13 protein-coding genes are annotated in these 23,377 nt (G+C 65.0%); 4 read left to right on the forward strand and 9 right to left on the reverse strand.

From position 1 onward, the window contains the following. Window positions 1-2: 2 nt before the first annotated feature. The 6 genes from ccoO (QOS90_RS06195) to ccoN (QOS90_RS06220) all read right to left on the reverse strand — a co-directional run bounded on the left by ccoO (QOS90_RS06195) (window position 3) and on the right by ccoN (QOS90_RS06220) (window position 5,692). Window positions 3-611 carry a cytochrome-c oxidase, cbb3-type subunit II gene (gene ccoO, locus QOS90_RS06195; protein ID WP_003254286.1) on the reverse strand — a complete coding sequence of 203 codons (609 nt, stop codon included), beginning with the start codon at window positions 609-611 and terminating at the stop codon, window positions 3-5. Continuing rightward, window positions 611-2,053 carry a cytochrome-c oxidase, cbb3-type subunit I gene (ccoN, locus tag QOS90_RS06200; RefSeq protein ID WP_027592924.1) on the reverse strand — a complete coding sequence of 481 codons (1,443 nt, stop codon included), beginning with the start codon at window positions 2,051-2,053 and terminating at the stop codon, window positions 611-613. The genes ccoO (QOS90_RS06195) and ccoN (QOS90_RS06200) overlap by 1 nt, the downstream gene beginning before the upstream one ends. Before the next feature lie 454 nt (window positions 2,054-2,507). Next, complete coding sequence (gene ccoP, locus QOS90_RS06205) at window positions 2,508-3,449, reverse strand: cytochrome-c oxidase, cbb3-type subunit III (RefSeq protein ID WP_027592923.1); 942 nt, start codon at window positions 3,447-3,449, stop codon at window positions 2,508-2,510. Next, a complete protein-coding gene (locus QOS90_RS06210) occupies window positions 3,446-3,640 on the reverse strand; it encodes a cbb3-type cytochrome oxidase subunit 3 (RefSeq protein WP_027592922.1) in 195 nt (64 codons plus the stop codon). Before QOS90_RS06210 ends, ccoP begins: the two co-directional genes overlap by 4 nt. Window positions 3,641-3,645: 5 nt before the next feature. Continuing rightward, window positions 3,646-4,254 carry a cytochrome-c oxidase, cbb3-type subunit II gene (ccoO, locus tag QOS90_RS06215; RefSeq protein WP_027592921.1) on the reverse strand — a complete coding sequence of 203 codons (609 nt, stop codon included), beginning with the start codon at window positions 4,252-4,254 and terminating at the stop codon, window positions 3,646-3,648. Window positions 4,255-4,267: 13 nt separating this feature from the next. Then, window positions 4,268-5,692, reverse strand: a complete 1,425-nt coding sequence (gene ccoN / locus QOS90_RS06220) for a cytochrome-c oxidase, cbb3-type subunit I (protein ID WP_027592920.1) — start codon at window positions 5,690-5,692, stop codon at window positions 4,268-4,270. Window positions 5,693-5,741: 49 nt separating this feature from the next. Between ccoN (QOS90_RS06220) and QOS90_RS06225 the strand changes: the two genes are divergently transcribed. Further along, window positions 5,742-6,434, forward strand: a complete 693-nt coding sequence (locus tag QOS90_RS06225) for an alpha/beta family hydrolase (protein ID WP_085272546.1) — start codon at window positions 5,742-5,744, stop codon at window positions 6,432-6,434. Between the two features lie 113 nt (window positions 6,435-6,547). On the opposite strand, the gene ppnP is transcribed toward QOS90_RS06225, so the two are convergent. Further along, on the reverse strand, window positions 6,548-6,832 hold the full coding sequence (ppnP, locus tag QOS90_RS06230; RefSeq protein ID WP_027592918.1) for a pyrimidine/purine nucleoside phosphorylase: 285 nt from the start codon (window positions 6,830-6,832) through the stop codon (window positions 6,548-6,550). A 73-nt stretch (window positions 6,833-6,905) separates the two neighbouring features. Next, entirely contained in the window at window positions 6,906-7,457 is a 552-nt protein-coding gene (locus QOS90_RS06235; protein WP_027592917.1) for a 3'-5' exonuclease, read from the reverse strand. Between the two features lie 171 nt (window positions 7,458-7,628). Between QOS90_RS06235 and QOS90_RS06240 the strand changes: the two genes are divergently transcribed. Continuing rightward, window positions 7,629-8,429 (forward strand): substrate-binding periplasmic protein, encoded by an 801-nt coding sequence (locus tag QOS90_RS06240; RefSeq protein ID WP_027592916.1) that lies wholly within the window; start codon window positions 7,629-7,631, stop codon window positions 8,427-8,429. A gap of 63 nt (window positions 8,430-8,492) precedes the next feature. After that, window positions 8,493-9,506: a GNAT family N-acetyltransferase gene (locus QOS90_RS06245; protein ID WP_085272547.1), complete on the forward strand. Its 1,014-nt coding sequence runs from the start codon at window positions 8,493-8,495 to the stop codon at window positions 9,504-9,506. 40 nt (window positions 9,507-9,546) lie between these two features. On the opposite strand, the gene QOS90_RS06250 is transcribed toward QOS90_RS06245, so the two are convergent. After that, window positions 9,547-10,077, reverse strand: a complete 531-nt coding sequence (locus QOS90_RS06250; RefSeq protein WP_027592914.1) for an RNA polymerase factor sigma-70 — start codon at window positions 10,075-10,077, stop codon at window positions 9,547-9,549. Window positions 10,078-10,393: 316 nt separating this feature from the next. Here QOS90_RS06250 and QOS90_RS06255 point away from each other — a divergent pair, with 316 nt between their 5' ends. Then, complete coding sequence (locus QOS90_RS06255; RefSeq protein ID WP_085272548.1) at window positions 10,394-23,347, forward strand: non-ribosomal peptide synthetase; 12,954 nt, start codon at window positions 10,394-10,396, stop codon at window positions 23,345-23,347. Window positions 23,348-23,377 lie beyond the last annotated feature (30 nt).

Below are 23,377 nucleotides of genomic sequence, written 5' to 3' on the forward strand. Positions count from 1 at the left end.
CGTCACCGTTTGCTTTTGATGATGGTGCCAAGACCCTGCAGGTACGCGACGATGGCGTCCATCTCGGTCTTGCCCTTGACCGCGTCCCGCGCGCCGGCGATGTCGGCGTCGGTGTACGGCGTGCCGAGGGTCCGCAGCACTTCCATCTTCTTCGCGGTGTCCTTGCCGTCGAGTTTGTTCTCGACCAGCCACGGGTAGGACGGCATCTTCGATTCGGGCACCACGTTGCGCGGGTTGTACAGGTGCGCACGGTGCCAGTCGTCGGAGTAGCGGCCGCCCACGCGGGCCAGGTCCGGGCCGGTGCGCTTGGAGCCCCACAGGAACGGGTGGTCCCACACGCTTTCACCGGCCACCGAGTAGTGGCCGTAGCGCTCGGTCTCGGCGCGGAACGGGCGGATCATCTGCGAGTGGCAGCCCACGCAGCCTTCGCGGATGTAGATGTCGCGGCCTTCAAGCTCCAGCGCGGTGCGCGGCTTCATGCCTTCAACGGGTTTGTTGGTGACGTCCTGGAAAAACAGCGGGACGATCTGGGTCAGGCCACCGACGCTGACGGCGATGACCATGAAGAAGGCCAGCAGGCCTATGTTCTTCTCGACGGCTTCATGCTTCATCAGTGCGCTCCCACGACGACGATCTTGGCGGCTTCATCTGCTTCAACCGGGTTGGCCGCGCGTACGGTGCGGAACACGTTGTAGGCCATCAGCAACATGCCCGAGGCGAAGAATGCACCGCCCAGCGCGCGGACGATGTAGCCCGGGTGGCTGGCCTGCAAGGCTTCGACGAAGGAGTAGGTGAGCGTGCCGTCATCGTTGATGGCGCGCCACATCAGGCCCTGGGTGATGCCGTTGACCCACATCGAGGCGATGTACAGCACGGTGCCGATGGTCGCCAGCCAGAAGTGCGCGTTGATCAAGCCGACGCTGTGCATCTGCGCCCGGCCATACAGCTTGGGAATCATGTGGTACACCGCGCCGATCGAGATCATCGCTACCCAACCAAGGGCGCCGGCGTGGACGTGGCCGATGGTCCAGTCGGTGTAGTGCGACAGCGAGTTCACGGTCTTGATGGCCATCATCGGGCCTTCGAAGGTGGACATGCCGTAGAACGCCAGCGATACCACGAGGAAGCGCAGGATCGGGTCGGTGCGCAATTTATGCCAGGCACCGGACAGGGTCATCATGCCGTTGATCATGCCACCCCAGCTTGGCGCCAGCAGGATGATCGACATCACCATGCCCAGCGACTGTGCCCAGTCGGGCAGGGCGGTGTAGTGCAGGTGGTGCGGGCCGGCCCAGATGTACAGGGTGATCAGCGCCCAGAAGTGCACGATCGACAGGCGATACGAGTAGATCGGCCGCTCGGCCTGCTTGGGCACGAAGTAGTACATCATCCCCAGGAAGCCGGTGGTGAGGAAGAAGCCCACGGCGTTGTGGCCGTACCACCACTGGATCATGGCGTCAGTGGCGCCGGAGTAGGCCGAGTACGACTTGAACAGGCTGACCGGCAGCGAGATGTGGTTGACGATGTGCAGCATCGCGGTGACCACGATGAATGCGCCGTAGAACCAGTTGCCGACATAGATGTGCTTGGTCTTGCGCTTGACGATGGTGCCGAAGAACACCAGCCCGTAGGTCACCCAGACAATGGCCAGCAGGATCGCCAGCGGCCATTCCAGCTCGGCGTATTCCTTGGTGGTGGTGTAGCCCATCGGCAGGGTGATCAGTGCGCCGACGATCACCGCTTGCCAACCCCAGAAGGTGAAGGCCGCCATGCTGTCGGAGATCAGCCGGGTCTGGCAGGTGCGCTGCACCACGTAGTAGCTGGTGCCGAACAACGCACAGCCGCCGAAGGCGAAGATCACCAGGTTGGTGTGCAACGGGCGCAGGCGGCCGAAGCTGGTCCAGGGCAGGTCCAGGTTCAGTTGCGGCCATACCAGTTGCGAGGCGATGAAAACGCCGAGGCCCATGCCAAGGATCCCCCAGACCACCGTCATGATGGCGAACTGGCGGACGACCTTATAGTTATAAGCAGTCGGACTGATTGCTGTGCTCATTCTAAGGTTCCACGGTTTTGATGTTCTTGTTGGTCGAAAAATCGGCGCCAGTATCGATAACCCCTCGGGTTACCGCAACGCAACTTTGGTACGCCGACCCGTGTCCAAGCCCGTCCACCTGTGTCCAGCGGTGTTGGGTTCGAACGATTGTACACAAATAAATATTTGTAATGTGTACCGTTTTTCATCTTTTTCTGATCGATCGGTCAGGCTTTTTTGTCGGACGGCACCAGGCTATGCGCCGCGTCTGCTTCGCTGGATTGGCAGCGAAGCCCACTGAGGCAACAAGCTTAGTTCGGTTAGGGGGGGGTGCAAGGGGAGGGGTATGGCGGGGAAGGGCGCGGGGGCTGCTTTGCAGCCCATTTGCAGCACAAGGCTGCGCCTACAAGAAGCATGCGATCGCCTGTAGGAGCAGCCTTGTGCTGCGAATGGGCCGCAAAGCGGCCCCCTGGTATTACTTAACAGTCACTGCTTCAGGCGCGTCACCGTGCGACAGGCTATACACATAAGCCGCCAGCAAGTGCACCTTGTCATTGCCCTGGATCTCGGCCTGTGCCGGCATCTGCCCCTGGCGACCATAACGAATGGTCTGTTGCAACTGGGCAAAGCTCGAGCCGTAGATGAACGCCTGCGGGTGAGTCAGGTCAGGCGCGCCCATGGCTGGGGTGCCTTTGGCTTCGGGCCCGTGGCAGGCCACGCAGTTGCCGGCGAAGATTTCCTTGCCCTTGGCCGGGTCGGCCTTGACCCCTTCCGGCAAGCTGCGGCCATCCAGGTTGGTCAGCACGAATGCGGCCACATCGGCCACGCCCTGCTCGCCAATGACCTCGGCCCAAGCCGGCATCACGCCGTGGCGACCGTTCATGATCGAGGCCTTGATGGTCTCCGGCTCGCCGCCCCAGCGCCAGTCCTTATCGGTCAGGTTGGGGAAGCCATAGGCGCCTTTGGCGTCCGAGCCGTGGCACACCGAGCAGTTGGAGGCGAACAGGCGGCTGCCCATCTTCAGGGCTTGCGGGTCCTTGGCCACTTCCTCGACCGGCATGGCCGCGTACTTGGCGAAGATCGGCCCGAACTTGGCATCGGCCTTGTCCATTTCCTTCTGCCATTCGTTGACCCCGGTCCAACCGTTGTCGTAGCCCGGCAGGATGCCTTTCCAGTTACCCAGGCCTGGATAGAGGATCAAGTAGCCGACCGAGAACACCAGAGTGCCCACGAACAACCAGAACCACCACTTGGGCAGCGGGTTGTCGTATTCCTCGATGCCATCGAAGCTGTGGCCCATGGTCTGGTCGGTGGTGTCGGTACTCTGGCCCTTGCGGGTCGACAGCAGCAGCCAGGTAAGGCCGATCAAACTGCCGATGGTCAGTACGCTGATGTACGTACTCCAGAAGGTGGTCATTGCCCGGAACTCCTCTTGGCAGCAGGTTCCTGCCCGGCAGGGGGCAGGCGGTCGTCGACGAAGGGCAGCAGGCGCGCTTCGGCGAAATCACGGTCGCGGCGGCGGTTGAATACCCAGAGCGAGAGGCCGATGAAGGCGATCATCACCACCAGGGTGCCCAGCCCGCGGATCATGCCGATGTCTATTTCCATCGCACTCACCTCTTGTTCTTGATCGCGGTGCCGAGCACCTGCAGGTAAGCGACCAGCGCGTCCATCTCGGTCTTGCCCTTGACCGCGTCGCGGGCACCGGCGATGTCCGCGTCGGTGTACGGCACGCCGAGGGTTCGCAGGGTGCGCATCTTGGTTTCGGTGTGGCTGTTGTCGACCTGCTCGGCGACCAGCCACGGGTAGGACGGCATCTTCGACTCGGGCACCACGTTGCGCGGGTTGTACAGGTGCGCGCGGTGCCAGTCGTCCGAGTAGCGGCCGCCCACGCGGGCCAAGTCCGGGCCGGTACGCTTGGAGCCCCACAGGAACGGGTGGTCCCACACGCTCTCGCCAGCGACCGAGTAGTGGCCGTAGCGTTCGGTCTCGGCGCGGAATGGGCGAATCATCTGCGAGTGGCAGCCGACGCAGCCTTCGCGGATGTAGATGTCGCGGCCTTCCAGTTGCAGTGCGGTGTAGGGCTTCATGCCTTCGACCGGCTTGTTGGTGACGTCCTGGAAGAACAGCGGGACGATCTGGGTCAGGCCGCCGATGCTGACGGCAAACACCATCAGCAGCGCCATCAGGCCGATGTTTTTCTCGATGACTTCATGTTTCATCAGGCGTGTCTCCTCAGGCCAGCTGGGCGTTCGCAGGGGCGGCGTCAGTGGCTGGCGCACGCACCGTGCGCCAGGTGTTCCAGGCCATCAGGAACATGCCACTGAGGAAGATCGCACCGCCGACGAAGCGCACGATGAAGCCAGGGTGGCTGGCCACCAGGGTTTCAACGAACGAGTAGGTGAGCGTGCCGTCGCTGTTGACCGCGCGCCACATCAGGCCCTGGGCGATGCCGTTGACCCACATCGAGGCGATGTACAGCACGGTGCCGATGGTCGCCAGCCAGAAGTGAGCGTTGATCAGGCCGATGCTGTGCATCTGCTCTTTGCCGAACACTTTGGGGATGGTGTGGTACAGCGCGCCGATCGAGATCATCGCCACCCAACCAAGGGCGCCGGCGTGGACGTGGCCGATGGTCCAGTCGGTGTAGTGCGACAAGGCGTTGACCGTCTTGATGGCCATCATCGGGCCTTCGAAGGTGGACATGCCGTAGAACGCCAGCGATACCACGAGGAACCGCAGGATCGGGTCGCTGCGCAACTTATGCCAAGCGCCAGAGAGGGTCATCATGCCGTTGATCATGCCGCCCCAGCTCGGTGCCAGGAGGATCAGCGACATCACCATGCCCAGCGACTGTGCCCAGTCGGGCAGCGCGGTGTAGTGCAGGTGGTGCGGGCCGGCCCAAATGTACAGGGTGATCAGCGCCCAGAAGTGCACGATCGACAGGCGATAGGAATACACCGGCCGCTCGGCCTGCTTGGGCACGTAGTAGTACATCATGCCCAGGAAGCCTGCGGTCAGGAAGAAGCCCACCGCGTTGTGGCCGTACCACCACTGGACCATGGCGTCGGTGGCGCCCGCGTAGACCGAGTAAGACTTGGTCAGGCTGACCGGCAGCTCCAGGTTGTTGATGATGTGCAGCATCGCCACGGTCAGGATGAAGGCCCCGAAGAACCAGTTACCCACGTAGATATGCTTGGTATTGCGCTTCATCAGCGTGCCGAAGAACACGATGGCGTAGCAGACCCAGACAATGGTGATCAGGATGTCGATCGGCCATTCCAGCTCGGCGTATTCCTTGGAGCTGGTGTAGCCCAGCGGCAGGCTGATGGCCGCGAGCAGGATCACCAGTTGCCAGCCCCAGAAGGTGAACGCGGCCAGCTTGGGTGAAAACAGGGTGGTCTGGCAGGTACGTTGCACCGAATAATACGAGGTGGCGAACAGTGCACAGCCGCCGAAGGCGAAGATCACCGCATTGGTATGCAGGGGGCGCAGGCGGCCGAAGCTGGTCCAGGGGAGGTCGAAGTTGAGGGACGGCCAGGCGAGCTGGGCGGCGATGAAGACGCCGAGCCCCATCCCGACGATTCCCCACACCACCGTCATGATGGCGAATTGGCGGACCACCTTGTAGTTGTAGGCGGTACTGCTGGTTGTGTTCATGTATGGGTTCCCATCCACGGTTATTGGCAGGCTATAGAGCGAGGCAAGCATGATTAATGGGCAAAGTGCCGGTATTGACGGGGATCAATGGGCGAAGGTCGGAAATGTCCCAGGCTTGCGCTGCGATCTTCCGCAAATTCAAGGGGATGACGGCTACAAAGGCTGTCTGATCCTGGCCCATGGTGCCGGTGCGCCGATGGACAGCGGGTTCATGGACGAGATGGCGCAAAGGCTCGCGGCGCTTGGGGTCGGGGTGATTCGCTTTGAGTTCCCGTACATGGCCGAGCGCAGGGTGAACGGCGGCAAGCGGCCGCCCAATCCGCAGAAGGTGCTGCTGGAATGCTGGCGCGAGGTGTACCGGCAGGTGCGACCTTTGGTCACAGGTAAGCTGGCCATCGGTGGCAAGTCCATGGGCGGGCGTATGGCCAGCTTGTTGGCTGACGAGCTCGAAGCGGATGCACTGGTGTGCCTGGGGTATCCGTTCTATGCCGTGGGCAAGCCGGAGAAGCCCAGGGTCGAGCACCTGGCGGGGCTCAAGACACCGACGTTGATCGTGCAGGGCGAACGGGATGCGCTGGGTAACCGTGAGGCTGTGGCGGGGTATGCACTGTCACCGGCGATCGAGGTGAGCTGGCTGGTGGCGGGCGATCATGACCTGAAGCCGTTGAAGGCTTCGGGGTTCAGCCATGCGCAGCATTTGCAGGCGGCGGCTGAGAAGGTGGCGGGCTTTTTGTCGAAATAGTGCTGGATTCTTCGCGGGCAAGCCCGCTCCCACAGGTGTGGCACTGGACTCAAGCATTGTGATGTCCCTGTGGGAGCGGGCTTGCCCGCGAAGAGGCCGGTGCAGGCCAGCGCTTAGTCGCGGTACTCGCACAGGTAGGCGGTATCCACTTTCACCTGCAGCTGGAACTTGCTGTCCGCGGCCACATTGAACTTGTCGCCAGCCTTGAAGGTTTCCCAGTTGTCGCTACCCGGCAGCTTGACGGTCAAAGCACCGGAAATCACATGCATGATTTCGCGCTTGGCTGTGCCGAACTCGTATTCGCCCGGTGCCATCACACCCACGGTGGCCGGACCTTCTTCGCTTGCGAATGCGATCGACTTGACGGTGCCGTTGAAGTACTCGTTGACCTGGAACATGGGCGACTCCTGAACAGGGGGATGAAAAAGGGCTGGCCAGTATGCCCAAGGCCATCCCCGTCGTCATCTGCTTTCAGGTGCCATTGGCCGGCAGGCTCAAGGGCAGTAGCCGCGCGGTATTGCGCGCATCTTCCAGGGCCCGGTGCTGCTGCCCGCAAAAGTGCATGCCGGCCAGTTGCAAGGCGCCATTGAGGCCGGTCGGCCGCTGCAGGTGACGGGCTTTGGCGAAGCGCTGCTTGAGGTTGATGTGCGGCACGTTGCGCAGCAGGCTGTCGAGCCCATGCTGTTGCCATTCCTGCAGCAACTGCTGGCGATCGTAGTCGCCCCAGCTGACCCAGGCCTGCAACTGCCCGCGGTGGTGCCCCAGCCAGCGCTCGAAGCGCGCCCACACCTCAGGGAAGGGCGCGGCGCTGTCGACGCTGGCCTGGCTGATGTGCGTGAGCTCGCGGCAAAACGGCGTCAGCTGTGGCCGCCGCCGGGGCCGTACGAAACGCTGGAAGTGGTCGACTTCGCGGCCTTCGCGGGTTACCAGGCTTGCACCGATTTCAATGATTTCCATCTCTGTGACCGGCCACCCACCATCGTCGGTGGTGGCTTCCAGGTCGATCACCAACCAATGGCCCATACCAGGCTCCCTTGCAGATCCTGCTAGAGCGTAGCCAATGTCTGGCCTTACGGCACCCCCTGGCAATTTGCCGCCTGCTTTGGCACTAAGGCCGGCGACCAGCAGTTGTGCCCTGCCCGGAAAACGCCTAGCTTAGGCGCAACCAGGTACGAACCTTGATGAGTGTGCGTCTTGACCCCAGCGCCCGGCTTAAAGGCCTTGCCCATTCTGCTGATGCTGGCCGCGCTTTGGCTGGCAATACCAGGCTGGGCTGCCGACGCGATCGAAGTGAAGATCGGCGCCGCGCACTTCCCGCCTTACACCGTGCGCCCCGAGCAGGGGGCCGACACCGGTCTGTTGCCGCAGTTGGTTGCAGCCCTGAACCGTGCGCAACAGGGCTACCATTTTGTGCTGGTGCCCACGTCCATCCAGCGGCGCTTTGGCGATTTGCAGCAGGGCCGCACCGACATGGCGATCTTCGAGAACCCGCAGTGGGGCTGGCAGGGCATTGCTCACCAGGCCGTGGACATGGGCCTGGAGGATGCTGAGGTGTTCGTCGCCAGCCAGGCCAATGGCCGTGACCCTCGGTACTTCGATGAGCTGCGCGGCAAGCGCCTGGCGCTGTTCAACGGCTATCACTACGCCTTCGCCCGCTTCAATGCCGACCCTGACTACTTGCGTAAAGCCTTCAACGCGACCCTGACCTATTCCCACGACAGCAACCTGCTGATGGTGCAGGCTGGCCGTGCCGACATCGCCCTGGTCACCCGTTCGTACCTAAGCGACTTTCTGCAGCGCAACCCCGGCAGCCAGGCGCAACTGGTGGCATCGCAGCGTATCGACCAGGTCTATCACCACTACGCCTTGCTACGCCCGGGCGCGCCCATCGGCGAGCAGTCGTTCGCGGCGCTGATGCGTGCCCTGCGCGACAACGGGGAACTGACGCGTATCTTCCAGCCCTACCGGATCACGGTGCAGGCGCCGCGCGACTAAATTCCGCTGCAGCGGCAACGTTTTCCACGGTGAGCCTTCTTTTCATCTTCGTGAGCCAAGACCATGCCGTTCGATGCCGCTTCGCAGCCACTGTCACCGCCACGCTGGCGCACCCTCAGCGCCGATGAGGGCGATAGCTGGCTGAGCCTGACCCTTGAAGGGCGCCCGCTGATCCAGTTGCGGCTGGTGCCGGGTGCGTGCCTGGAAGTGCACCTGCAAAACCTTTGCCCAGAGCGCCCTTACCAGGCCCTGTGGGCCGCCTGCTATTGGCTGCTATCGCGTGATGTCGCCTGCCAGCGCCTGGCCTGGCACCTGCCCGAGGGCGTGCCACAGGCGCTTGCCAGCGGCCTGTTGCTGCCCGGCGAGCAGCCGGGTGTGTACTTGTGCGAGCGTGCGCTGTTCTGGCAGTTGCCCCAGCCTTGGCTCGGCGACACGGCTGCGAGTGTTTACCCGCAGCAGATGCAGATCAGCAACGGCAAGCGCCATCCGCGCCGGGCGCCCAAGCCCCGCGGCGAAGTGTACCGGCGCTTCGATGCGCGCCTGGGCAGTTGGGTGTCGCTGCGCGCACTGGAAATCGATCAGGACCTGGAGCGCTTCAGCCGCTGGCAGAACAACCCTCGGGTCGACGCGTTCTGGCAGGAAAGCGGCTCTTTACAGCAGCACCGTGAATACCTGGAAAAGCTGGAAGCCGACCCGCATACCCTCACGCTCATCGGCTGCTTCGACGATGAGCCGTTCGCCTACTTCGAGGCGTATTGGGCAAAGGAAGACCGGATTGCGCCGTTCTACTCGGCTGATGATTACGACCGCGGCATTCACATGTTGGTAGGGGAGGAGGCGCACCGTGGGCCGCACAAGGTGGCCAGCTGGTTATCGGCGCTGGTGCACTACCTGTTCCTCGATGACCCGCGCACCCAACGGGTGGTGGCAGAGCCGCGGGCGGACAACGGCAAGATGATCGGCTACATGCACGATCAGTGTTTCCATTGCGACAAAGAATTCGACTTCCCGCACAAGCGCGCGGCGCTGATGATTCTGGGGCGGGAGCGGTTTTTCGATCAGTGTACCTTGGTCTGAGATTGCTGGGGGCGCTTCGCACCCCAGCCATTTCAGCTATTCAAACCTGACGGTTGGCCGTCTTGCGGCAATGCACCAAGGCATCGCGAATCATGAAGTTGACCAAGGTCGGCGACACGCCCAATTCCTTGGCGATGTCCTTTTGCGGCACGCCGTGCAAACGGTACATCTCGAACGCATAACGGGTGCGCTGGGGCAACTCGCTCAATGCTTCGGCGATGTCATCGAGGGCGGCGAGGTTGATGTGCGTGGCTTCGGGCGAAGCGTTCTGGATGACCACGTTCAGGCCTTCCTCTTCGCTGCCGGAATACTTCAGCTCCATCGCCTGCTTGCGGTAGTGGTCGATGGCCAGGTTGCGCACGATCTGGAACAGGTAGCTGAGCTGCGCCTTGAAGGACGAGGTGATCTGCGGGGCGGCGCTGAGCCGGAAGAATGCATCTTGCACCACGTCTTCCGCGCGTGAGCGGCAGCCGGTGATGCGCGCAGCGATCTTGACCAGAATGCTGCGATTGTCGACGAAGGCCTGGAGTAATGGTGAATCGCACTTACTTGTGGATAGTTGTTCCGCCATGGAAATCACCTTGTCACAGAGGGGAGAGGAGGCACCCAAAGTTGGGAAGCTTCCCGAGACGTGCGACAAGCTATTCAGAATGATAATGATTGTCAAATACGAAACGTAATTAGTAACTGTACGTTTCGGTTCTAAGCAAGGATTGAGACGTGTGGCACATTGCGGGTCTCCCACGCGCCACACCTCCGAAGGCAAACCCCGCTAATTTCTTCCCCCGCCCATCCGTTCCCCTGTGTACATCCGGCCGCCGAGTGCTGCCCGCCGACGTGTGCGGCGCAGCCGGCCCGACTTCACCAGACACTGGCAGGAACACCCCATGACGGACGCCTTCGAACTCCCGCTCTCGCTGGTCCAGGCCCTGGCGCAACGCGCCGCGCAGACCCCGGACAAGATAGCCCTGCGCTTTCTCGCCGACGCTCCTGGCGAGCAGGCCGTGCTCAGCTACCGGGACCTGGACCGCCGCGCGCGCACCATCGCCGCCGCCCTGCAGGCCCGGGCCGAGTTCGGTGACCGTGCGGTGCTGCTGTTCCCCAGTGGCCCGGACTATGTCGCGGCGTTCTTTGGTTGCCTCTACGCCGGCGTCATCGCCGTGCCAGCGTATCCACCGGAATCCACCCGTCACCATCACCAGGAGCGCCTGCTGTCGATCATCGACGACGCCGAACCGCGCCTGCTGCTGACCGTCGTGGCGCTGCGCGACAGCTTGCAGGGCCTGGACGCGCTGGCGGCGGACAACGCCCCTGAACTGCTGGCCGTGGATGCCCTTGACCCGGGCCTGGCCGATGCCTGGCAGGCACCTGCCCTGGCCAGCGATGACATCGCCTTCCTGCAGTACACCTCGGGCTCCACCGCGCTGCCCAAGGGCGTGCAGGTCAGCCACGGCAACCTGGTGGCCAACGAGCAGTTGATCCGTCACGGTTTCGGCATCGATGTGAACCCCGACGATGTCATCGTCAGCTGGTTGCCGCTGTACCACGACATGGGGCTGATCGGCGGCTTGCTGCAGCCGATCTTCAGCGGCGTGCCGTGCGTGCTGATGTCGCCGGGCTACTTCCTCGCCCGGCCGCTGCGCTGGTTGCAGGCGATCAGCGAATACGGCGGCACCATCAGCGGTGGCCCCGACTTCGCCTACCGTTTGTGCAGCGAACGGGTCAGCGAAGCGTCCTTGGCCGGGCTCGACCTGAGCCGCTGGCGCGTGGCCTATTCCGGCTCCGAACCAATTCGCCAGGACAGCCTGGCAACCTTCGCCGACAAGTTCCAGGCCTGTGGCTTTGACCCGCAGAGCTTCTTTGCCAGCTATGGCCTGGCCGAAGCGACCCTGTTTGTCAGCGGCAGCCGCCGTGGCCAGGGCATCGGCGCCCTGGCGCTGGACGCCGAAGCCTTTGCCGCCAACCGCGCCGAAAACGGCAGCGGCAGCGTGCTGATGAGCTGTGGCTACCCGCAGCCCGGGCACGCGGTGCGCATCGTCGAGCCGCAGCGCCTCGAAGCGCTGGGCGACAACCAGGTGGGTGAAATCTGGGCCGGTGGCCCGAGCATCGCCCAGGGCTACTGGCGCAACCCTGAGGCCAGCGCGCGCACGTTCGTCGAGCGCGATGGCCAGACCTGGCTGCGTACCGGCGACCTGGGCTTCATGCGCGAGGGTGAAGTCTTTGTCACCGGGCGCTTGAAAGACATGCTCATCGTCCGCGGCCAAAACCTTTACCCGCAAGACCTGGAAAAAACTCTGGAGCGCGAAGTCGACGTGCTGCGCAAAGGCCGCGTGGCGGTATTTGCCGTGGACCACCAGGGCGAGGAGGGTATCGGTGTGGCGGTGGAGATCAGCCGCAACGTGCAAAAAGCCCTCGAGCCCCAGGCATTGATCAAAACCCTGCGCCAGGTCATTGCCGACGCCTGCCGCCAGGCGCCGGCCGTGGTCTTGTTGCTCAACCCGGGCGCGCTGCCCAAGACTTCCAGCGGCAAGCTGCAACGCTCGGCCTGCCGCCAGCGCATGGACGATGGCAGCCTCGACTGTTACGCGCGCTTCCCGCAGGCCAACGAGCAACCCGCAAGCGGCGCGGTGGCAGATGATCTGCAGGCCCGTATCGCCGCCGTGTGGCGCGATGTGCTCAAGGTCGAAGCCGTGGCGGCGGACGACCACTTCCTGCTGCTGGGCGGCAACTCCATTGCAGCCACCCAGGCCACCGCGCGCCTGGCGGATGAGCTGGGCATCAACCTGAGCCTGCGCACCCTGTTCGAAGCCCCGCTGTTGGGCGAGTACAGCGCTGCGGTGGCCGCGATCCTCGCTGAGGGTGGCGCCCAAGCCCAGGCCATCACCACCCTGGCGCGCGACCAGTCGCTGCCGCAATCGCTGGCACAGAACCGCCTGTGGCTGCTGTGGCAACTGGAGCCACAATCGGCGGCCTACAACATTCCGGCCGGCCTGCGCCTGCGCGGTGAGCTGGACGTCGCCGCACTGGAGGCTGCGTTCCAGGCCCTGGTGGCGCGCCATGAATCGCTGCGCACGGTGTTCAGCGAAGTGGATGGCCAAGCCCTGCAGCGAATTCAGGCCCAGCAGCCGTTCGGCCTGCGTCGTCTGGACCTCGAAGGCCAGGCCCCCGAGCAAGTTGCCGCGCGCCGCGAGGCAGAGGCCCAGCAGCCGTTCGACTTGTGCCAAGGCCCACTGCTGCGCGTGACCCTGGCGCGCCTGGACGATGAAGACCACCAGCTGTGGGTGACGCTGCACCACATCGTCGCCGATGGCTGGTCGCTGAACATTTTGCTCGACGAGTTCGGCAAACTGTACGCCGCGCACTGCCAGGGCCAAACGGCCACGCTGGCGCCGCTGCCCCTGGGTTACGCCGACTACGGCACCTGGCAACGGCAATGGCTGGCCGACGGCGAGGCCGAACGCCAGTTGCAGTACTGGAAAGCCAAGCTGGGTGATGAACTGCCGGTGCTCGACCTGTGCACCGACCAGCCGCGTGCCAGCCAGCGTGACAAACGCGCGGCGCGCTACACCCTGAAGGTGCCGGCCAAGCTGACCGAAGCGCTCGACGCCCTGGCCCGCGAGCAGCAGGCGAGCCTGTTCATGGTGCTGCTGGCCGGCTGGCAAGCGCTGCTGCACCGCTACAGCGGCCAGGCAGACCTGCGCATCGGCGTGCCCAATGCCAACCGCCCGCGCCTGGAAACCCAGGACCTGGTCGGCTTCTTCATCAACAGCCAGGTGCTGCGTGCGCAACTGCATGGCCGCTTGCCCTTCGATCACCTGCTGGCCCAGGCCCGCCAGGCCACCCTTGAGGCCCAGGCCCACCAGGACCTGCCGTTCGAACAGCTGCTCGAAGCCCTGCCCGAGGCGCGCGAGCAGGGCCTGTTCCAGGTCATGTTCAACCACCAGCAGCGTGACCTTTCGGCGCTGCGCCGCTTGCCAGGTTTGCTTGCCGAAGAGTTGCCGTGGCACAGCCGCGAAGCCAAGTTCGACCTGCAGCTGCACAGTGAAGAGGACCATCAAGGCCGCCTGACCTTGGCCTTCGACTATGCCGCCGAACTGTTTGAGGCCAGCACGGTAAAACGCCTGGCCGCCCACCTGTTGGCCTTGCTCGAGCAGGTTTGCGCCCGGCCGCAGCTGGCGCTGGGCGAGGTGCAGTTGCTCGATGAACAGCACCGCGCACAGCTGCTCGGCTGGGGCCAGGCACCGGAGGCGGCGCCCCAGCGCCTGCTGGTCGACCAGCTCAACGAGCAGGCCCGGCTGACCCCGCAGCGAACCGCGCTGGCCTGGCAGGGCGGCAGCCTCGACTATGCCGAGTTGCACCAGCAAGCCAACCGCCTGGCCCATTACCTGCGTGACAAAGGCGTTGGCCCCGATACCTGTGTGGCCATTGCCGTCGAGCGTTCGCCGCAGCTGCTGGTTGGCCTGCTGGCCATCCTCAAGGCCGGTGGCGCCTACGTGCCGCTGGACGTGGACTACCCGGCCGAGCGGCTGGCCTACATGCTCGGCGACTGCAAGGCCAGCCTACTGCTGAGCCACAGCGGCCTGCTGGGCAAGCTGCCGCAGGTCGAAGGTGTCAGCGCCATCGCCCTCGACCAGTTGCACCTGGACAGCTGGCCTAGCCATGCCCCCGGCCTGCACCTGCACGGCGACAACTTGGCCTATGTGATCTACACCTCGGGCTCCACTGGCCAGCCCAAGGGCGTGGGCAACACCCATGCGGCCCTGGCCGAACGCCTGCAGTGGATGCAGGCCACCTATGCGCTGAACGACAGCGACGTGCTGATGCAAAAAGCGCCCATCAGTTTCGACGTCTCGGTGTGGGAGTGCTTCTGGCCGCTGGTCACCGGCTGCAGGCTGGTGCTGGCAGGCCCTGGCGAGCATCGTGACCCGCAGCGCATCGCTGCGCTGGTGCAAGCGCATGGCGTGACCACGCTGCACTTCGTGCCGCCGCTGTTGCAGGTGTTCGTGCAAGAGCCTCAGGCCGCAGCTTGCACCAGCCTGCGCCGGTTGTTCTCCGGCGGCGAGGCGTTGTCGGCCAACCTGCGTGACCGTGTGCTGCAACTGCTGCCCCAGGTGCAACTGCACAACCGTTATGGCCCGACCGAAACCGCGATCAACGTCACCCACTGGCACTGCCAGGCCGAAGACGGCGAGCGCTCGCCGATCGGCCGCCCGTTGGGCAACGTGCTGTGCCGCGTGCTGGACGATGAACTGGAACTCACCGCGCCCGGTGTGCCGGGTGAGCTGTACCTGGGCGGCGCAGGCTTGGCCCGAGGTTACCTGGGCCGCCCGGGCCTGACGGCCGAGCGTTTCGTGCCCCAGGCCGACGGCGACGGCCAGCGCCTGTACCGCAGTGGCGACCGTGCCCGCTGGCAAGTCCAGCTGGAAGCGCTGGAATACCTGGGGCGCCTCGACCAGCAGGTGAAGGTGCGCGGCTTCCGCGTCGAACCCGAAGAAGTCCAGGCCTGCCTGTTGGCGCAAGCGGGTGTCGAGCAGGCCCTGGTGCTGATCCACAAGGACGCTGTGGGCGCGCAATTGGTCGGCTACTACAGCGGTGCGGCCGAGCCGGCTGCACTGCTGGCCGCCTTGGCCGAGCAACTGCCGGCGTACATGGTGCCGGCGCAGTTGATCCCACTGGCACACCTGCCGTTGGGCCCGAGTGGCAAGGTCGATCGCAAGGCGCTGCCCGCCCCGGTGTGGCAACAGCGCGAGCATGTCGAGCCGCAAAGTGCCGTGCAGCAGCAGGTCGCGGCGATCTGGCGTGAAGTGCTCAACCTGCCGCGTGTCGGCCTGCAGGACGACTTCTTTGCCCTGGGAGGCCACTCGCTGCTCGCCACCCAGATCGTCTCGCGGACCCGTCAGGCGTGCGATGTCGAGCTGCCGCTGAAAGTGCTGTTCGATGCCAGCGAGCTGGGCGCGTTCTGCGCCGAGATCACGCGCCTGCGCGAGGCCGGCGCGCATAACCTGCAAGGCGAAATCGCCCGTGTCGACCGCCGCCAAGCGGTGCCGTTGTCGTACTCGCAACAGCGCATGTGGTTCCTCTGGCAGATGGAGCCTGACAGCCCCGCCTACAACGTCGGCGGCATGGCCCGCTTGCGTGGCACGCTGCACGTGGACGCATTCGAGCGGGCGCTGCAGGCGCTGATCGTGCGTCACGAAACCCTGCGCACCACGTTCCCCAGCATCGACGGCGTGGCGTACCAGTGCGTGGCCGAAGACAGCGGCGTGCACCTCGACTGGCAAGACTTCAGCACCTTGCCCGCCGAGGCCCGCCAACAGCGCCTGCAACAGCTCGCCGACGACCAGGCGCACCAGCCGTTCGACCTCGAGCGTGGCCCGCTGCTGCGCGCCTGCCTGGTCAAGGCCGAGGAACGTGAGCATTACTTCGTCCTGACCTTGCACCACATCGTCACCGAAGGCTGGGCCATGGACATCTTCGCCCGCGAGTTGGGCGAGCTGTACGAAGCCTTTGTCGATGATCGCGAGTCGCCACTGACGCCGCTGCCGGTGCAATACCTGGACTACAGCGTGTGGCAGCGGCACTGGCTGGAAAGCGGCGAAGGCGCGCGGCAGCTGGCCTACTGGAAAGCCCGCCTGGGCGATGAGCACCCGGTCTTGGCATTGCCGTCCGATCGCCCACGCCCAGCGGTGCAGAGCCACCGTGGCGAGTTGCACCGGTTCGAGCTCGACCCGGCGTTGGTGGCGCGCGTGCATGCGTTCAACAGCCAGCGCGGGCTGACTCTGTTCATGACCATGACGGCAACCCTGGCGGCCTTGCTGCACCGCTACAGCGGCCAGCGTGACCTGCGCATCGGCGCACCGGTGGCCAACCGCATCCGCCCGGAAAGCGAGGGGCTGATCGGCGCCTTCCTCAACACCCAGGTACTGCGCTGCGAACTGGACGGCCAGATGACCGCCGCCGAGCTGCTGGAGCAGATGCGCCAGGCCGCCATCGAAGGCCAGTCGCACCAGGACCTGCCGTTCGACCAGCTGGTCGAAGCCCTGCAGCCACCGCGCAGCAGCGCCTATAACCCGCTGTTCCAAGTGATGTGCAACGTCCAGCGCTGGGCGTTCCAGCAAAGCCGCGAGCTGGTGGGCATGCAGGTCGACTACCTGGTGAACGACGCCAGCGCCACCAAGTTCGACCTGTACCTCGAAGTCACTGACCTCGATGGCCGCCTGGGCTGCTGCCTGACCTACAGCCGCGACCTGTTCGACGCGCCGCGCATTGCGCGCATGGCCGAGCACTGGCAGCAGTTGCTGATCGGCCTGCTGGACGACCCACAACAGCGCCTGTGCGAGCTGCCGATGCTGAGCCCAGGCGAGCAGCAAGTGCTGGTTGGGCAATTACAAGGCGAGCAGGATTTTGCCCTCGACCAGACCGTGCACGGCCTGTTTGCCGCCCAAGCTTCGCGCACACCACAGGCCCCTGCGCTGACCTTCGCGGGCCAGCACCTGAGCTACGCCGAACTGGACCAGCAGGCCAACCGCCTGGCCCGCGCCCTGCGCGAGCGCGGTGTCGGCCCGCAGGTACGCGTCGGCCTGGCCCTGGAGCGTTCGCTGGAAATGGTCGTCGGCCTGCTGGCCATCCTCAAGGCGGGCGGTGCCTATGTGCCGCTCGACCCCGAGTACCCCCTCGACCGCTTGCGCTACATGATCGAAGACAGCCGCATCGGCCTGCTGCTCAGCCAGCGCGCGCTGCTGGAAACCCTTGGCGAACTGCCAGACGGCGTGGCCCGCTGGAGCATGGAAGACGATACTGCAGGCTTGTCCGCCTTCAGCGATGCCCCGCTGGATAACCTCAACCTGCCGCAGCACCAGGCTTACCTGATCTACACCTCCGGCTCCACCGGCAAGCCCAAGGGCGTGGTGGTCAGCCATGGTGAAATCGCCATGCATTGCCAGGCCGTGATCGAGGCCTTCGGCATGCGCAGCGACGACTGCGAACTGCACTTCTACTCGATCAACTTCGACGCGGCCAGCGAACGCCTGCTGACCCCGCTGCTGTGTGGTGCCCGCGTGGTGATCCGTGCCCAAGGCCAGTGGGGCGCTGAAGAGATCTGCCAACTGGTGCGCGAGCAACAGGTAAGCATCCTTGGCTTCACCCCAAGCTATGGCAGCCAGTTGGCCCAGTACCTGGCCGGGCAGGGCGAGCAGTTGCCGGTGCGCCTGGTGATCACCGGCGGCGAGGCGCTGACCGGCGAGCACCTGCAGCGCATTCGCCAGGCGTTCACGCCGCAACAGTTCTTCAACGCCTACGGCCCGACCGAAACCGTGGTCATGCCGCTGGCCTGCCTGGCGCCACCCACGCTGCCGGCCGACCTGGGCAGTGTGCCGATCGGCCGCGTGATTGGCGCCCGCAATGCGTACATCCTCGATGAGGACCTGGCCTTGCTGCCACAAGGCGGCATCGGCGAGCTGTACATCGGCGGTGCCGGCCTGGCCCAGGGGTATCACGACCGCCCGGGGCTGAGCGCCGAGCGCTTCGTTGCCGACCCCTTCAGCACACAGGGCGGGCGTCTGTACCGCACCGGCGACCTGGTGCGCCTGGGCGTCGATGGTTTGGTCGAGTACGTTGGCCGTGCCGACCAGCAGGTGAAAATTCGCGGCTTCCGTATCGAATTGGGCGAAATCGAAAGCCGCCTGCAGGCGCATGCCGATGTCGACGAGGCGGTGGTCCTGGCCCTCGACCTGCCGGGCGGCAAACAACTGGTGGGTTACCTGGTGTGCAAGCAGGCCGGTGCCAACAGCGACGCCCAGGCCGCGCTGCGCGACGCGGTCAAGGCCGATGCCCGCCAGCAACTGCCTGACTACATGGTGCCCGCGCACCTGGTGCTGCTCGACAGCCTGCCGCTGATGGGCAACGGCAAGCTCGACCGCAAGGCGCTGCCGCTGCCGGACCTGGAGCAGGCGCACCAGCATTACCAGGCCCCAGGCAACGAAGTGGAAGCGCAGCTGGCGCAGATCTGGCGCGACGTGCTCAACGTTGCCCGCGTTGGCGTGCAGGACAACTTCTTCGAACTCGGTGGCGACTCGATTTTGTCGATCCAGGTGGTCAGCCGGGCCCGTCAGGTGGGCCTGCAGTTCACCCCGCGTGACCTGTTCCAGCACCAGACCATCCAGACCCTGGCCACGGTGGTCAGCCTGAGCGCCGCGCCAAGCGGTATCGAGCAGGGCCTGCACGAGGGGCAAACTGGGCTGACGCCAATCCAGCATTGGTTCTTCGACAGCGAAGTCGCCCAGCCACAGCACTGGAACCAGGCTGTACTGTTGGCGGCGCGCCAGCCTTTGGACAGCGCGGCACTGGAGCAGGCCCTGGCCGCCCTGGTGCAGCACCACGACAGCCTGCGCCTGCGTTTCCGCCAGGCCAATGGTCGCTGGCAGGCCGAGTATGCCCAGCCTGCGCCTCAGCAGTTGCTGTGGGCGGCCACGGTTGCCGACTTCGATGAGTGCCAGGCGCTGTACACCGACCTGCAGCGCAGCCTCGACTTGGAGCAAGGCCCGCTGCTGCGCGCCTTGCTGGTGACGGACGGGCAGGGCAGCCAACGCCTGCTGCTGGCGATTCACCACCTGGTGGTCGATGGCGTGTCCTGGCGCGTGCTGCTCGAAGACTTGCAGGCGCTGTACCGTGGCCAGCCGTTGGCGGCCAAGACCCACACCCTGGGCGACTGGGCCGCACGCCTGGCCAGCTACGCCGGCAGCGACTCGCTGCGCGACGAGCTGGACTGGTGGCACGCCCAGCTCGGCACTGTGCGCCACGAACTGCCGTGTGATCACCCGCAGGGTGGCAACCTGCACCGCCACGCCCGCACCTTGGTCATCGGCCTCGATGCCGAGCAGACCCGCCAGTTGCTGCAACAGGCACCCGCGGCCTACCACACTCAGGTCAACGACCTGCTGCTGACAGCCCTGGCCCGCGCCTTGTGCCGGTGGAGCGGTGACAGCCAAGTGCTGGTACAGCTCGAAGGCCACGGCCGCGACGGGCTGTTCGAAGACATGGACCTGACCCGCAGCGTCGGCTGGTTCACCAACGCCTACCCGCTGAGCCTTTGCCCGGTGCTGGGTGATGACGATGCAGCGCGCGCCCGCTCGATCAAACGGGTCAAGGAGCAACTGCGTCAGGTGCCGCACAAAGGGCAGGGCTATGGCGTGCTGCGCTACCTGGCCGACGCGGCCGGGCGCGAGCGCATGGCCGCACTGCCGCAGGCCCGCATCACCTTTAACTACCTGGGGCAGTTCGACCAGCAGTTTGACGCCGATGCGCTGTTCCAGCCGCTGGATGCACCGGCGGGCCTGGCCCATGACCTGGAGGCGCCGCTGCCCAATTGGCTGAGTGTCGACGGCCAGGTCTATGCCGGTGCCCTGCAATTGCGCTGGACCTACAGCACCGAGCGCTACGACGAGCAGACCATCGCCACCCTGGCCGAAGGCTACCGCCAGGAGCTGCTGGCACTGGTCGGCCACTGCCTGGCCGACGGCAACGGCAGCTTCACGCCGTCCGACTTCCCCTTGGCGCACCTGACCCAGGAGCAGATCGACAACTTGCCGGTCGCTGCCGCCGAGATCGACGATGTCTACCCGCTGACGCCGATGCAGGAAGGCATGCTGCTGCATACCCTGCTGGAGCCAGGCACCGGCATCTACTACATGCAGGACCGCTACCGCATCAACAGCGCGCTCGACGCCGAACGCTTCGCCCAGGCCTGGCAGGCGGTGGTGGCGCGCCATGAGGCCCTGCGGGCGTCGTTCAGTTGGAACGCCGGCGAGGCGATGCTGCAGATCATCCACAAGCCCGGCAAGACGGCAGTGGATTATCAAGACTGGCGCGGCCTCGACGACGGTGCCCAGGAAGCCCGCCTGCAAGCCCTGCACAAACAGGAGCGCGAGGCCGGTTTCGAACTGCTGCGTGAAGCGCCGTTCCACCTGCGCCTGGTGCGCGTCGCCGATGAACGCTACTGGTTCATGATGAGCAACCACCACATCCTGATCGATGCTTGGTGCCGCTCGTTGCTGATGAACGACTTCTTCGAGGTCTACCAGGCCCTTGGCGAAGGCCGCCCGGCCCAGTTGCCGGTGCCGCCACGCTACCGGGACTACATCGGCTGGCTGCAACGCCAGGACCTGAACGAAGCGCGCCAGTGGTGGCAAGCCAACCTGGCCGGGTTCGAACGGGCCACGGCGATCCCCAGCGACCGCCCGTTGCGCCACGACCACGCCGGTGACGGCATGATCGTCGGCGACTGCTACACCCGCCTGGACGTCACTGACGGTGTTCGCTTGCGCGAACTGGCCCAGGCCCATCAGCTGACCATCAACACCTTTGCCCAGGCGGCCTGGGCCCTGGTGCTGGCGCGCTACAGCGGCGAGCGCGACGTGGCCTTTGGCGTCACCGTGGCCGGGCGCCCGGTGAGCATGCCGCAGATGCAGCGCACCGTTGGCCTGTTCATCAACAGTATCGCCTTGCGCGTGCAACTGCCCGCTGCCGGCGAGCGCTGCAGCGTGCGCCAGTGGCTGCAAGGCGTGCTCGAGCACAATATGGAAGTGCGCGAGTACGAGTACCTGCCGCTGGTGGCGATCCAGGAATGCAGCGAACTGCCCAAGGGCCAGCCGCTGTTCAACAGCCTGTTCGTGTTCGAGAACGCGCCGGTGGAAACCGCAGTGCTGGACCACGCCCAGCACCTCAACGCCAGCTCCGACTCGGGCCGCACCCACACCAACTTCCCGTTGACGGCGGTGTGCTACCCGGGGGATGACCTGGGCCTGCACCTGTCGTTCGACCAACGTTACTTCGACACTTCGACCGTCGAACGCCTGCTGGCCGAGTTCAAGCGCCTGCTGTTGGCGCTGGTGCAGGGCTTCGAGGGCGAGGTAAGCGACTTGCCGCTGCTGGGTGCCGAAGAGCAACGCTTCCTGATTGAAGACTGCAACCGCACCGAGCACGCCTATGCGCTGGAACAGAGCTATGTCGAGCAGTTCGAGGCGCAGGTCGCCGCGCACCCAGAACGCACGGTGGCGCGTTGCCTGGACGCGTCCTTTGACTACGCGGGCCTGAACCTTGCGGCCAACCGCCTGGGCCATGCCCTGATCGGCGCAGGCGTAACCGTCGATCAGCCGGTTGCGCTGTTGGCCGAGCGCGGTTTGCCATTGCTGGGGATGATCGTCGGCAGCTTCAAGGCCGGTGCCGGCTACCTGCCGCTGGACCCCGGCCTGCCCGCCGCGCGCCTGCAGCGCATCGTCGCGCTCAGCCGCACACCGGTGCTGGTATGCAGCGCGGCCTGTGCCGAGCAGGGGCGGCAGTTGCTGGACGCACTGGAGGGTGTGGCGCGGCCGCAATTGTTGGTGTGGGAAGACATCCAGGCCAGCAACATCGCCAGCCACAACCCGGGTATTCATAGCGGGCCCGACAACCTCGCGTATGTCATCTACACCTCGGGCTCCACCGGTTTGCCCAAAGGGGTGATGGTCGAGCAGCGCGGCATGCTCAACAACCAGCTCAGCAAGGTGCCTTACCTGGCCCTGAACGAGCAGGACGTAATTGCCCAGACCGCTTCGCAGAGCTTCGATATCTCGGTCTGGCAGTTCCTGGCCGCGCCGTTGTTCGGCGCCAGGCTGGAGATCGTGCCCAATGCCATCGCCCATGATCCGCAAGGCCTGCTGGCGCATGTGCAGGCTACCGGCATCACCGTGCTGGAGAGCGTGCCGTCGCTGATCCAGGGCATGCTGGCCAACGATCACCAGGCCCTCAACGGCCTGCGCTGGATGCTGCCGACCGGCGAGGCGATGCCGCCAGAGCTGGCCGCGCAATGGCTACAGCGTTACCCAGGCATTGGCCTGGTCAATGCCTACGGCCCGGCGGAGTGTTCGGACGATGTGGCGTTCTTCCGTGTCGATGTCGAGTCCACCCGCGGCAGTTACCTGCCGATTGGCACCCCGACCGACAACAACCGCCTGTACCTGTTCGGCGAGGACCAGGCCCTGGTGCCGTTGGGCGCGGTTGGCGAGCTGTGTGTTGCCGGTACCGGCGTCGGCCGTGGCTATGTTGGCGACCCCGTGCGTACCGCCCTGGCCTTTATCCCGCACCCCCATGGCGCGCCGGGTGAACGCCTGTACCGTACCGGCGACCTGGCGCGCCAGCGCCTGGACGGGGTGCTGGAGTATGTGGGCCGCATCGATCACCAGGTGAAGATTCGCGGGTACCGCATCGAACTGGGTGAGATTGAAGCGCGCCTGCATGAACAGGCCGAAATCCGTGATGCCGCGGTGGGCGTGCAGGAAGGCGCCAACGGCAAGCACCTGGTCGGCTACCTGGTGGCCCATCAGGGCGTAACCCCTGATGCGGCGTTGCTCGAACAGATCAAGCAGCGCCTGCGCGCGGCATTGCCGGAGTACATGGTGCCGCTGCATTGGGGTTGGTTCGACAGCCTGCCGCACAACGCCAACGGCAAGCTCGACCGCAAGGCACTGCCGGCCATCGACATCGGCAGCCAGCACAGCCAGGCCTACCTGGCGCCGCGCAACGAGCTGGAAACGGTGTTGGCCGGTATCTGGGCCGATGTGCTCAAGGCCGAGCGGGTGGGGGTACACGACAACTTCTTCGCGTTGGGCGGGCATTCGCTGCTGGCCACGCAGATCGCTTCGCGGGTGCAGAAGCAGTTGCAGTTGGATGTGCCGCTGCGGGCGATGTTCGAGTGCAGCACGGTGGAGGAACTGGCGGTGTATGTGGAGGGGTTGCAGGGGCGTGTGCTGGATGACGACAAGGTTGACCGGCTGAGTGACCTGATGGCGGAGCTTGAGGGGCTGTAAAAAGTTGAGGGGCGCTTTGCGCCCCTTCGC

The organism is Pseudomonas sp. LAIL14HWK12:I10 (assembly GCF_900184205.1).
In the GTDB taxonomy this organism is placed as follows: domain Bacteria; phylum Pseudomonadota; class Gammaproteobacteria; order Pseudomonadales; family Pseudomonadaceae; genus Aquipseudomonas; species Aquipseudomonas kermanshahensis.

Coding starts and splice junctions, on each gene's coding strand:
- ccoO (WP_003254286.1), bottom strand. CDS start 611: ATGAAGCATGAAGCCGTCGAGAAGAACATAGGCCTGCTGGCCTTCTTC.
- ccoN (WP_027592924.1), bottom strand. CDS start 2,053: ATGAGCACAGCAATCAGTCCGACTGCTTATAACTATAAGGTCGTCCGC.
- ccoP (WP_027592923.1), bottom strand. CDS start 3,449: ATGACCACCTTCTGGAGTACGTACATCAGCGTACTGACCATCGGCAGT.
- QOS90_RS06210 (WP_027592922.1), bottom strand. CDS start 3,640: ATGGAAATAGACATCGGCATGATCCGCGGGCTGGGCACCCTGGTGGTG.
- ccoO (WP_027592921.1), bottom strand. CDS start 4,254: ATGAAACATGAAGTCATCGAGAAAAACATCGGCCTGATGGCGCTGCTG.
- ccoN (WP_027592920.1), bottom strand. CDS start 5,692: ATGAACACAACCAGCAGTACCGCCTACAACTACAAGGTGGTCCGCCAA.
- QOS90_RS06225 (WP_085272546.1), top strand. CDS start 5,742: ATGATTAATGGGCAAAGTGCCGGTATTGACGGGGATCAATGGGCGAAG.
- ppnP (WP_027592918.1), bottom strand. CDS start 6,832: ATGTTCCAGGTCAACGAGTACTTCAACGGCACCGTCAAGTCGATCGCA.
- QOS90_RS06235 (WP_027592917.1), bottom strand. CDS start 7,457: ATGGGCCATTGGTTGGTGATCGACCTGGAAGCCACCACCGACGATGGT.
- QOS90_RS06245 (WP_085272547.1), top strand. CDS start 8,493: ATGCCGTTCGATGCCGCTTCGCAGCCACTGTCACCGCCACGCTGGCGC.
- QOS90_RS06250 (WP_027592914.1), bottom strand. CDS start 10,077: ATGGCGGAACAACTATCCACAAGTAAGTGCGATTCACCATTACTCCAG.
- QOS90_RS06255 (WP_085272548.1), top strand. CDS start 10,394: ATGACGGACGCCTTCGAACTCCCGCTCTCGCTGGTCCAGGCCCTGGCG.